The organism is Scytonema sp. NUACC21, from assembly GCF_054684315.1.
On sequence record NZ_BAAFZH010000059.1, the window covers coordinates 21330 to 33541 of the forward strand.

General features: G+C 44.3%; 8 protein-coding genes. All 8 read left to right on the top strand.

What is annotated here, in order from left to right; all coding sequences use genetic code 11:
• Positions 1–164 precede the first annotated feature (164 nt).
• Entirely contained in the window at positions 165–4295 is a 4131-nt protein-coding gene (locus ACYRY3_RS09100) for a PAS domain-containing protein (protein WP_460201373.1), read from the top strand.
• Between the two features lie 8 nt (positions 4296–4303).
• Positions 4304–5374 carry a hybrid sensor histidine kinase/response regulator gene (locus ACYRY3_RS09105; RefSeq protein WP_460201374.1) on the top strand — a complete coding sequence of 357 codons (1071 nt, stop codon included), beginning with the start codon at positions 4304–4306 and terminating at the stop codon, positions 5372–5374.
• A gap of 559 nt (positions 5375–5933) precedes the next feature.
• Positions 5934–6191, top strand: a complete 258-nt coding sequence (locus tag ACYRY3_RS09110) for a hypothetical protein (RefSeq protein WP_460201375.1) — start codon at positions 5934–5936, stop codon at positions 6189–6191.
• Positions 6192–6766: 575 nt separating this feature from the next.
• Complete coding sequence (locus ACYRY3_RS09115; protein WP_460201376.1) at positions 6767–7162, top strand: PH domain-containing protein; 396 nt, start codon at positions 6767–6769, stop codon at positions 7160–7162.
• Positions 7163–7323: 161 nt separating this feature from the next.
• Positions 7324–8472 carry a membrane protein insertase YidC gene (gene yidC / locus ACYRY3_RS09120; RefSeq protein WP_460201377.1) on the top strand — a complete coding sequence of 383 codons (1149 nt, stop codon included), beginning with the start codon at positions 7324–7326 and terminating at the stop codon, positions 8470–8472.
• A 2-nt stretch (positions 8473–8474) separates the two neighbouring features.
• Positions 8475–8993 (top strand): Jag family protein, encoded by a 519-nt coding sequence (locus ACYRY3_RS09125; RefSeq protein ID WP_460201378.1) that lies wholly within the window; start codon positions 8475–8477, stop codon positions 8991–8993.
• Positions 8994–9186: 193 nt separating this feature from the next.
• Positions 9187–9693, top strand: a complete 507-nt coding sequence (locus ACYRY3_RS09130) for a YceD family protein (protein WP_460201379.1) — start codon at positions 9187–9189, stop codon at positions 9691–9693.
• A 451-nt stretch (positions 9694–10144) separates the two neighbouring features.
• Complete coding sequence (locus ACYRY3_RS09135) at positions 10145–12190, top strand: sensor histidine kinase (protein WP_460201380.1); 2046 nt, start codon at positions 10145–10147, stop codon at positions 12188–12190.
• Positions 12191–12212 lie beyond the last annotated feature (22 nt).

A 12212-nucleotide genomic window follows, 5' to 3' on the forward strand; every position in this document is an offset into this window, starting at 1 on the left:
CATTATTGAAATACGAAGGAAATTTGTTCGCTTTGCTATGGGTACTGTATGTTTATGTTTTCAAATCCTTATCCAGATGTTCCTTGACTGACAGGAAGTTATTAACATGACGAATAAAAAGTACAATTTCTGTTGAAACTCGATCTCATCCCTCTATTTGACTTATGAGCCATCGCTCCTCTCTAACCATTTTGCTGATTGATGATTGCACCCAAGATCGGGTAAGGTTTTGTCGCTTTTTGCAGCAGGACAGCCTGTATACTTATCGCATTTTAGGGTTTAAGACGGCAACAGCGGCAGTGAAATGGTGTCAGCAGGAGATACCAGATGTAATTTTGCTGGATTGCGTGTTACGTGATGGACATGGGTTAGAGTATCTTCAGCAATTCAGGGAGCACCTGGGTAATACTCAATCTGCTATCATCATGCTAACAGAAAAGGGGGATGCACTCACTGGTATCCGCGCTATGAAAAGTGGTGCCCAGGATTATCTGGTTAAAGATAAGCTCACGGCTGAAATCCTTCAAAGTACAATTCATAGTGCAGTAGAACAGATGCATCTCATTCGCCAGCTAGAACAAAGTCGGGCACAACAACAACTGATTGGCGCGATCGCAAGACGAATTTGTCAGTGTGTGAAACTAGAAGAAAATCTGCGTGTCACAACAGAAGAAGTGCGCCAGTTGCTTAAGGCAGACTGGGTAGTAGTTTATCAATTGCAGCCGGATATGAGTGGCACCATTGTTGCGGAGTCCGTTGTGCTAGGTAAGAAAATGGCATTGGGGACATTGAGTCAGGACAGCAGCTCTCAACAGGGAGGTGGAAGCGACTATACCAAAGGGAGAAAAGGGGGGATCGACCATATTGAGCCAGCAGGGTTAACGGGCTGTCAAGTGCGACCTCTTGAAAAACTTCAGGTGAAAGGCAATTTGGTAGCGCCCATTCTGGTTAAAAATCGGTTATGGGGAGTATTCATTGCCCATCAATGTTCTCCATCTCATCAGTGGCAATCCGTTGAACTAGATTTTTTAGAGCAAGTCGCAGTGCAAATATCGCTCGCGATTCAGCAGGTGAACGCCGATGAGCGGGTACAAGTAGAACTGGCAGAACGTCAACGGGCAAAAGCAGCGCTACGAGATAGCGAAGAGAAACTGAAGCTCACCCTGAATTTCGCTCACATTGGCTATTGGGAGTGGAACCCCATAACGAATGAACTATTTGGCAGTGAGAATGCCCTTCGCTGTCTGGGCTGTGAACCCAGCAGAGTAAACGTAACATATGAGGAGTGGGCAAGTCAAATACATCCAGAGGATCGTCAATGGGTTGAACGGGAACTTAGGGTGGCGATGGTTAGCCAAACCGAGTTGGATGTGGATTATCGGCTCATCTGGGACGATGGCAGTATTCACTGGCTATCTGCCAAAGGACGGGGAGTTTACGACGAAAACGGACAACCGCAACGGATGCTGGGGGTGGTGATGGATATTAGCGCTCGCAAACAAGCCGAGGCAGCTCTGCGGGAGAGTGAAGAACGGTTGCGCCTTGCCCTGATGGCAGCGAATCAGGGGCTCTACGATCTCAACCTGCAAACAGGGGAAGCCATCGTTAACCCGGAATATGCTACCATGCTGGGCTACGAGCCGGCAGAATTCCGTGAAACCAATGCCAAGTGGATAGAGCGATTGCATCCAGAGGACCGGGAGAACGCAGCCAGTATTTATCGAGCTTATGTGGCAGGGGAAATTCCAGAGTACAAGGTGGAATTCCGCCAGCGTACCCAGAACGGTGGTTGGAAGTGGATTCTTTCCCTGGGAAAAATTGTAGCTTGGGATACAAATGGTCAACCGTTACGTATGTTAGGAACCCATACGGATATCAGCGATCGCAAGCAAGCAGAGGAAGAGCGACAGCGAGTGGAGAAACTGCAACTGGAATTGCAAATTCTCGAGCACATCCTGGAAACAACCCTTGCCGGTTACTGGGACTGGGATATCCCTGGGAATCGGGAGTATTTAAGCCCAACTTTCAAGCGGATGTTCGGCTATGAAGATTGGGAGTTGCCAAATACACCGGAGACATGGCAAAGTCTGATTTTTCCGGAGGATTTAGAGAGAGTTTTTGAATGCTTTGACCAACATATCAAAAGTCGCGGACAGATACCCTATTACAACGAGGTGAGATATCGACACAAGGATGGTTCGACCATTTGGGTTATTTGTTCGGGTCACGTTATTGAGTGGGATCGAGACGGCAATCCACTCCGCATGGTTGGTTGCCACTTTGACCTTACCGAACGCAAACAAGCAGAGGAAGAACTCCGGAAGAGCGAACACCGTTACGCAACGTTGGCAGAAGCGCTTCCAGTTAGCATTTTTCGGTTCGATACTGCGGGTCACTGTGTCTACGTCAACGATCGCTGGTGCGAAATGATGGGTAGACCGGTAGAGGAGGCGTTGGGAATGGGTTGGGTACAGACGATTCACCCAGAAGACTGCGAGCGCATAGTTATGGAATGGTCTCAATGGTCTCAAGCCGTTAAGGAAAGGCGGCTTTACCAGAACGAAGGCAGGTGTTTGCGCCCGGATGGCAGCATCATCTGGTTTTACTGCCAGATACTACCCGAAACTGACCTCAATGGCAATGCGATCGGTTACGTTGGTGTACTGATGGATATCAGCGATCGCAAACAAGCCGAAGCACAACTGCAGCAAACGAACGAGCAGCTTGCCAACGCTAACATGGAACTTGCCCGCGCTACTCGGCTCAAAGATGAATTCCTGGCAAACATGAGCCATGAATTGCGAACCCCTCTCAATGCTATTCTAGGGATGTCTGAGGGTTTTCAGGAAGGGGTATTTGGTTCTATAAATGAAAGGCAAACAAAAGCGATCGGCATTATCGAGCGCAGTGGCAGGCATTTGCTCGAATTGATTAATGACATTTTAGATTTGTCTAAAATTGAGTCTGGCAAACTGGAACTGCAAATCGGTGATGTGTCGGTGAGTCGCCTCTGTGATATCAGCCTCACCTTTATCAAACAGATGGCGTTGAAGAAAAATATTCACCTCAGTACTCTGACTTGCGACAACCTGGGGAGCATCCAAGTAGACGAACTTCGTCTGCGGCAATTGCTGATCAACCTGCTGACTAACGCCGTCAAGTTTACCCCAGAAGGGGGGTCTGTAGCACTAGAAGTCTGGCCGGAAAAAGCTGAGGAGCAAAAGAGCACAGACATCTGCTTCTCCGTCACTGATACTGGTATCGGCATTGCCCCTCAAGACATCAGCAAGCTGTTTCAGCCCTTCGTGCAACTTGACAGCGACCTCAACCGCCAGTATAATGGCACGGGTTTAGGTTTGGCATTGGTACGGCAAATTGCTTCCCTGCATGGAGGAACGGTCTCAGTTAAGAGTGAAATAGGGCAAGGCAGTTGTTTCACCGTCCGCATTCCCTACCGTACCAGCGATAATTCTCCAATCTTGCGGGTAGCAACTTCCTTGCCCAACTATAGCTTAACTGCCGAGAACGCTCAAGTTTTGATTATCGAAGATTCGGTTCCTGCAGCTGACCAGATTACCCGGTATCTCAGCGAGCTTGGGCTGCAACACGTTGTCTATCCGCGAGGCGAAGGAGCCGTAGAAGAAGTGCTGCGCGTTCAGCCTGCTTTGATCGTCCTGGATCTTCAACTGCCGAACTTATCGGGTTGGGACGTCCTCGCGCAACTCAAGGCAAACTCACAAACCAAAGAAATTCCCGTGATTATCGTTTCAGTTATGGATGAGCGTAGCAAAGGATTGGCGCACGGAGCTTTTGATTATTTAGTGAAACCCATTACCAGAGCTGATTTCCAGGCAACTCTAGAGAAACTGCAGCATCCCCAAGGTTCTGATTCTGCTGGTATGATTATAATAACCGAACCGAAACCGGAAGCACCTCTGATTCTACTGGCAGAAGATAATCAAGCAAATATTGATACAATGTCAAGCTATCTGGAAACTAGAGGATATCGTCTCCTGGTAGCCAAGAACGGACAACAAGCCATTGAGCTTGCTAAATCTCAACGCCCTGACTTAATTGTGATGGATATTCAAATGCCGGAAATGGACGGACTCGAAGCAATGCGCTGCATCCGTAAAGAGCAGCAATGTCTTGGTGTTCCTATTATTGCACTCACGGCGCTAGCCATGCCCAACGACCGGGAAACCTGCTTGGCAGCTGGAGCTAACGAGTATTTGTCCAAACCCGTAAAACTTAAACAGCTTGCAGTGACAATTCAACAACTTCTGAGAAGTTAGGAGCATCAATGGACACTCAACCCTCTGTTTTGGTGATTGATGATGAACCGGATAACTTCGATGTAGTTGAAACCTTGCTCGATGGTAAGAACTACCAGTTATATTACGCTCCTAGCGGTCAACAAGCCCTCGATCGCCTCAATAGTTTTCAGCCCGATGTCATTTTGCTGGACGTAATGATGCCGGATTTAGATGGGATGGAAGTTTGTCGCCGCATCAAAGCTGATGCCCAATGGCAAGTCGTTCCTATTATTATGGTGACAGCATTAAACACCAAAGAAGATTTGGCTCAGTGTCTGGCGGCGGGCGCAGATGATTTCATTAGCAAGCCGATTAATGGTGCGGAGTTACGCGCTAGAGTTCATTCAATGTTGCGGATTAAGCAGCAGTATGACAACTTGCAGGCATTAATGAAACTGCGAGAAGATATGGTTAACATGATTGTCCATGATTTGCGTAATCCCCTCGCCAGCATTATCCTATCGAATGACCTTCTCCAGTCTGCAAATTTGTCTCCCCAACAACAGCAAGTTAAATTCGAGCGGATTGGCATCGCAGTACAACAATTGCAATCCTTAATTGATAGCTTGCTGCTCATGGCAAAGTTAGAATCCGGCAGAATGGTGCTTAACTCTATAGAGGTAGACCTGTGTGCGCTATGTATGTCAGCTTTGGCAGATATTGAGCCTCTTGCTGCTTCAAAGAACCTAACTATTGTGTGTGACTTACCCAAACCAGGTGGTTTTGTGAATGTAGATGCAGCTATCTTTCGTCGAGTGATAGATAATTTGCTCTCTAATGCGATTAAGTTCTCGCCCTCTAACAGTCAAATCACCCTGCGAGCAGAGTATTTGGAAGCAGGCGGTGCTAAAGTTCAAGTGAGCGATCGTGGTCCTGGTGTTTCACAAGAATTACGGCAAAGCATTTTCGAGAAGTATAATATTGGAACTTTGATGCAAGAAGTTTCCCAAATTGGTTTGGGGCTCGCTTTTTGCAAAATGGCGATCGAAGCACATCACGGCACTATTACTGTCGAAGATAATCATCCACGGGGTACTATCTTTACAGTATTGATATGAACAACGCAAACAGGGGTTTCGCGCCTTTGCTGGTTTTACTGAAATACTTAGAAAGCTGGTATGAACCCGCAGTACCGGGTATAGGCTTGCCGTAAAGCAAGTTATGCCGCATAACCCTACCTACGCCTAACGGTAATGTAGCTGGTGCGAAGATTTTTGTAGGGTGGCAGTGCCCACCGTGGCAAGTTATGGGGCACAACCCTACCTACGCCTAACGGTAATGTAGCTGGTGCTAAAGGAATCAGAACCGCTAATAAGTAATTAAGCAGACTTAATATGATTCTTTTCCAAAACTGCATAACTGGATATCACTTGCATCTATTTATACTATTTAGGTTATTAGACATTGCAGATTCGTATCTATCTAAAGACAGGTTTTTGTTAAAATTTCTTTTTTAGTAAACTTTTTCCAAACTAGTTATGTGAAAATTTAAACGTCAAGTAGACTGTTAACATATGCTTTTTATGTTGCTCTTTCACTTGACATGGCTGCAATTTTCTGCATCCAGTGTCTACTTCTGATGGTACGTATTGCTTGTAAATTCATAGCGAGGTAATTATGACAGTTACATACGTAGATGGATTTCAGAGGTACATTGTTAGTAATGATGGCAATGACACAGTTCAAGGCTTCTCTAGTGAAGATATGATTCGTGGATTAGGAGGAGACGACATAATTGACGGAAATGAAACTAAGAGCGATTCAGCTGAAGACCCGCGACACGACGGAATGATTAACGACCCTGTATGCGATCGCCTTTACAGTGGCAAGGATAATAATACGACAGATGGTGATACGTGGTGGCGCTGGCATTGACGCCATTTATAGTGAAGATGGCGATGGTATTCTACTTGGTTCTGGTAGCAATGACAGTGTTTAAATCTCTGAGATAATCGGCGATACGGCTGTCTTCTGTTAACTTCCCTATCGCACTTACGAAACAATAATTATTTTACTTCTAGCCCAACAATTGTTATTAGTGCATATTTGTATATTATTTAATACCGTTTCTATATAAAGATGCATGCAAAGAACCCCACCGCCTCCTAACCTCCCCAAAGTTCGGGGAGGTTAGGAGGGGTAAAAATTGTGTGCAGCTTCATATGAAATTGGTATAAAAATATTTTTTGAATTAAACTTGAACATAATTAAACCGGAACAACAGTAGCAGAAGGCAATCGCTCAGTTACGCTGTAGAATGACAACCGGATTTTTGTATTCTTCGTAATTGCGATTGCCCTATTGTAAATAAATCAAACAAAAAGCGATCGCACTCAGCTTGGATTCTGTTTTGGTGTAGCCATATATCTTAGAGCGGTAATACTAGGGAGAAAGCAGTAAGCACCTTCTGCAAGAATTAGAGCAGTTGTTAGCACAAGCCGAGGTGTTCAATGGGTATTCGTGAAGAAGTTTATTTTGAAGGCGGCCCCCATGTTGGGGATTTGATTGTAAATATACTGATAGGGCTAACTGTGGTTGGTATACCATTGACAGTCGGGGCAATTGTCAGAGCACTATGGCTGCGTTTCCGCATCACAGATCGCCGGGTTTCCGTGACTGGAGGCTGGATGGGGCGTTCGCGGAGCGATGTGATATACTCAGAAATTGTGAAAATTGTCAAGGTGCCTCGTGGTATTGGCTTGTGGGGAGATATGGTATTAACGATGAAAGATGGTAGTCGTCTGGAAATGAGAGCTGTTCCAAAATTTCGGGAACTCTACAACTACATCGAAGAAAAAGTTATCGCCAAAAATCCCAGCTATATCGCTGCTAACAAAAAGGGATAGGGATTTGTTAGTGGTTGGTCGTTAGTAGTAAAACAACTAGCCATTAACCGCTCCTCACACAAAGTGCGGCTATCCGTAGTATGCGTTCATTCGCATATGGATCGCGATTTAGATAAATTAGATTAAGTCAATTCACAGTACCTCAGGTTGAATTCAGAATAATGGATTTTGGTATCGGGTTTCTCTCGAACAACGTAATGCTGCCAATCATAGACCTGTTCTATAGCGTTGTACCTAGCTATGGATTGGCGATCGTAGCATTGACCTTGATCATCCGCTTTGCACTCTATCCCCTTAGTGCTGGTTCAATTCGCAATATGCGACGAATGCGGATTGTACAACCTCTAATGAACAAGCGGATGCAAGAAATTAGAGAACGGTATAAGGACGATCCGCAAAAGCAGCAGGAGGAAATGCTTAACGTCCAAAAAGAATTTGGCAATCCACTTGCAGGCTGTTTGCCATTACTATTGCAAATGCCGGTTTTACTGGCATTGTTTGCCACTCTGCGGGGATCTCCTTTTGCTGGGGTGAACTACAGCATTAACTTGCAAATCTTCCCTGCCGAACAAATTGAACGAATTCAACCCCAAGCCTTTGCCACTCCTCCCCAAAATATTTACGTTGCTGAGGGTGAACACCTGAAAGTCAGTGCCATTCTGCCCGCAGGCAACAAATTAGCAGTGGGAGAAAACACAAAGATAGAATATCAAACGCCTGAAGGCAAACCATTTGAGGCACTGCTAGCAGAACACCCTCAAACTCAGTTAATCCCTGAATGGAAAATTATCAAAGGGGAAGAAAGGGTAAAGATTGATGCTGAAGGGAACATAGAAGCATTACAGCCTGGAGATGTTACAATTCAGGGAACGATTCCCGGATTGGCAGCAAATCAAGGTTTCCTTTTTATTGATGCTTTAGGCAGAGTTGGTGCAATTGACCCAGATGGCACAATTCACTGGGATGTTGTAGCAATGGTAGTGTTGTTTGGTATCACCCTCTACATCAGCCAAATTCTTTCTGGAACACAGAATACTGCTAGTGCTAACCCACAGCAAGATACAGTGAACAAAATTACCCCTGTTATTTTTTCCGGGATGTTCTTGTTCTTCCCATTGCCGGCTGGGGTATTAATGTATATGGTGATTGGTAATATTTTCCAAACTCTGCAAACCTATATTCTCATGCGTGAACCTCTACCTGAGGAACTGCAAAAAATGGTAGATACTCAGGAAAAAGAGGCAGAAGGCACACAGCAAAAAGCACTGCCTTTTGAACCAAAAAGTTCTAAGAAAAAGGCTACAGGTTGACAATGACCGACAATCGGATGGAACGGGGTCAGAAGTGGTTAAAAACTCTCCTGCAAGTAAGCGGGCTCTCTGTAGAGGTCTTGGGTGAAATAGAAACAGCCCCCGCATCCCAAGATTATGAGGATTCCCAGGAAACAGATAGCTACTGGTTGACAATTGAAGAAACCAATTTAACACCAGAACAAATAGCAATTTTTACTGGCCCTGACGGTTCTGTGCTAGATGCGATTCAGTACCTCGCAAATACTATTCTTAACTTAAACCAACCACAAGAGGAGCAAGCTTCCTATACTGTTGAGTTGGACGGTTACCGTGTTAGAAGATACGCGGAAATTCGCGCCATGGCAGAAGCCGCTGCAGAGGAAGTGCGTTCTTCGGGTCAAGAAGTAGAAATTAAATCTCTCAGTTCTGCGGAACGCCGCCAAGTTCATACCTTATTAAAGGAATTTGGCGATTTGGAAACTTTTAGCCGAGGAAAAGAGCCTCATCGCCAGCTTGTTGTACGCCTTGCTGAATTATGATTTATCGTAGAGACGCGCCATGGCGCGTCTGTACAGCAGTGAAAATTTGAGAATTCATTACCATAACTTTTTTGAAAAAATTTCGGAAATCCGAATATGAAAACTATTAAAGTAATTTGTAGAAAAGCTAGACTTAGAGATGTGCATCGTTAATGATACATATAAGTTTTAGTGAGGATGTCTCACAAGTCTCATGGACGCGATTTATATTCCACAGTTAACCAAAGCGCCTGAGCGAACAGAAGAAATTCAGGTTCAAGAGTTTTTGCCCGGTCTGGAAACTTTAACACCAGTACGAGGTCGTATCCGCGTACAACATCATGGGAATTATTTAGAAGTGTCAGGTCAGGCAGAGACAATTATTACCTGTACTTGTAATCGCTGCTTGCAAAACTACAATCAGCGTTTGGCAGTTGATACCAAGGAAATTATTTGGTTAGACGAAACAGCTGAGCGAACAGATGACTTACCCTTGGAACGGGAAGTCGCTTTTGACGATCTCGTAGAATCCCTGTCTCCCCAAGGGTATTTTTATCCGAATGAATGGTTGTACGAACAGATGTGCTTGGAACTCCCACAGCGACAGTTGTGCGATCGCAATTGTCCGGGTATTGTACCCGTTAGTGTCAGCAATTCAGATAACCCTGTTGACAAACGTTGGGCTTCTCTAGAAGCTTTGAAAAAGCAGTTTCCAGGATAACCCCACTTATCATACTTTCTTCCCGCTCTATAGTTACCAACTTTTTTAGGGTGGGCACTGCCTTGCAAGATTGTACTGTGGGCAGTGCCCACCTTAAGCCTTTAGGTATTTTTTGTTGGAAAGGGGTCTTCAGTATAAATGAGGAACTTAATAAGTAGTTCAACCTGAAAAATATAAGCTTAATATTAAACCTGCGTAAATTTTAGGTTTTGTTTCAAATTTCTACATACTTATAAAATTTGTTCATACCATAGAACAAGCTTTAATATCCGGTAAAGCAGGTTAAGGCGTTGATGTGCCAGACTAGAAAGTTAGTTCATAGCTTTCGTTGGCTAAACTTAAAGAAACTGAGTTGTTAGAATTAGCGAACCAATATTCTAGAGCCATATTCCAATAAAAATCTTGATTTTTGCTAGCTGTTTGATAGTTAACATATAAATAAACTGTTACTATGTGGGATTTATTTCGTCATTTTATATCTCCAGAAAATTTTATTCCTCACGGGCACTGTTATCTTTGGCAACCAACACTTGTCTGGTTGCATTTACTTTCAGATTTAATTACAGGGCTTTCCTATTATTCCATCCCAGCTTTTTTGATTTTCTTTGCCCGCCAACGCCGGGATTTGCCCTTCCGCTGGATTTTCTGGTTATTTGGAGCCTTTATTATCTTTTGTGGCACTACTCACTTATTGGAAATTTGGACTCTTTGGCATCCTGCTTACTGGCTTGCTGGTGTGGTTAAAGCAGGAACAGCTGCTGTTTCTCTATACACTGCCTTGCAGTTGGGAACGATAGTTTCTATAGCTTTGGGTTTGCCAAGCCCAGCCGAATTAGAAGCAGCAAATTTGGCATTACAAGAAGAAATTCAGGAACGCAAGCAGATAGAAGAAGCACTGAGACAGGTGCAAGTATCTTTAAAACAGACCAACGAACTTCTAGAACAGCGTGTGAACGAACGCACTGCAGAAGTTGAGCATTCGCTGTCTTTGCTTCAGACCACTTTGGAATCTACAGCAGATGCAATCTTAGCAATTGATTTGAAAGATAAGATAATTACGTACAATCAAAAATATGTAGATCTGTGGCGAATCGAGGATAGCATTCTCAAAAAAAATGACCACCGCCAAATGGTGCTGTGTGTTTATCAGCAATTAAAAGATCCAGAAAGCCTTCGAGTTCAAATTGAAAAAGAGATCGCTCACCCTGATTGCCAAGGATATGGCATATTTGAACTTAAGAATGGCAAAATTTGCGAACGCTATTCCAAACCTCAATTTTTAGGCAGTCAAATTGTTGGTAGGGTCATCAGTTGTCGGGACATTACCGAACGCAAACGGGCGGAAGAAGCCTTAAGGCGCAGTGAAGAACTATATCGTACCCTTGTTCAAAATTTTCCCAATGGTTCGGTCATGCTATTTAATCAAGATCTACGATATACCTTAGCTGAAGGAAGGGGGTTAGGAGAGGTTGGACTGAGTCGAGCAAAACTAGAGGGAAAGACGCTTTGGGAAGTTTTGCCAGCACAAACCAGCACAGTGTTAGAACCGTTCTACCGTTCTGCTTTGACAGGGGCGACCGTCGTAGCAGACGTTCCCTATGGCGATCTGATTTACCATGTTCATGTCGTACCGGTGAGAAACGAACAGGGAGAGATTTTTGCCGGAATGTCGATGTCCCAAAATATTACCCTGCAAAAACAAGCAGAGCAAGCACTTCGAGAAGCACGAGATGAACTGGAAATCCGAGTGCAAGAGAGAACCAGTGAATTGCATACCGCAAATGCTACTTTGCAAGAATTAAATACTGAGTTACAACGTTCTAACCAAGAGCTTGAACAGTTTGCCTACATTGCATCTCATGATTTACAAGAGCCATTGCGGGCAGTAGCAGGTTATACCCAACTTTTAGCAGAAGAATATCAAAATATTCTGGATGAAACTGCTCAAGAGTATATTGCCTACACAATAGATGGGGCAACACGGATGCGTCAGTTGATTCAAGACTTACTTGCATATTCTCGTGTTGGTACCAAAGGAAAAGCATTTACTCCCACAGATTGCAACGTTGTCGTGACTCAAGCACTTAACAATTTACAAGTCCTAACTGCAGAGAACAACGCCAACATCAGTTACAATTCCCTACCAACTGTCACAGCCGATCGCACTCAAATGGTACAATTGTTTCAAAATTTAATTGCTAATGCTATTAAGTTTCGCCGTGAAGAAACACCTAAGATTCAAATCAGAGCAGAATTACAAGGTGAGGAGTGGTTATTTTCCATCACGGATAATGGGATAGGTATCAAATCCCAGTATCTCGAACGCATTTTCCAAATCTTTCAGAGACTACATACTCGTAAAGAAGTTCCAGGAACTGGTATTGGGTTGGCAATTTGTAAAAAGATTGTTGAACGTCACCACGGGCGTATTTGGGCTGAGTCAGAACCAGGCGTGGGAACAACTTTTTACTTTACAATCCCTACAGCTACAAATTAGCTTTGGCGTCAAGAGCGCCAAG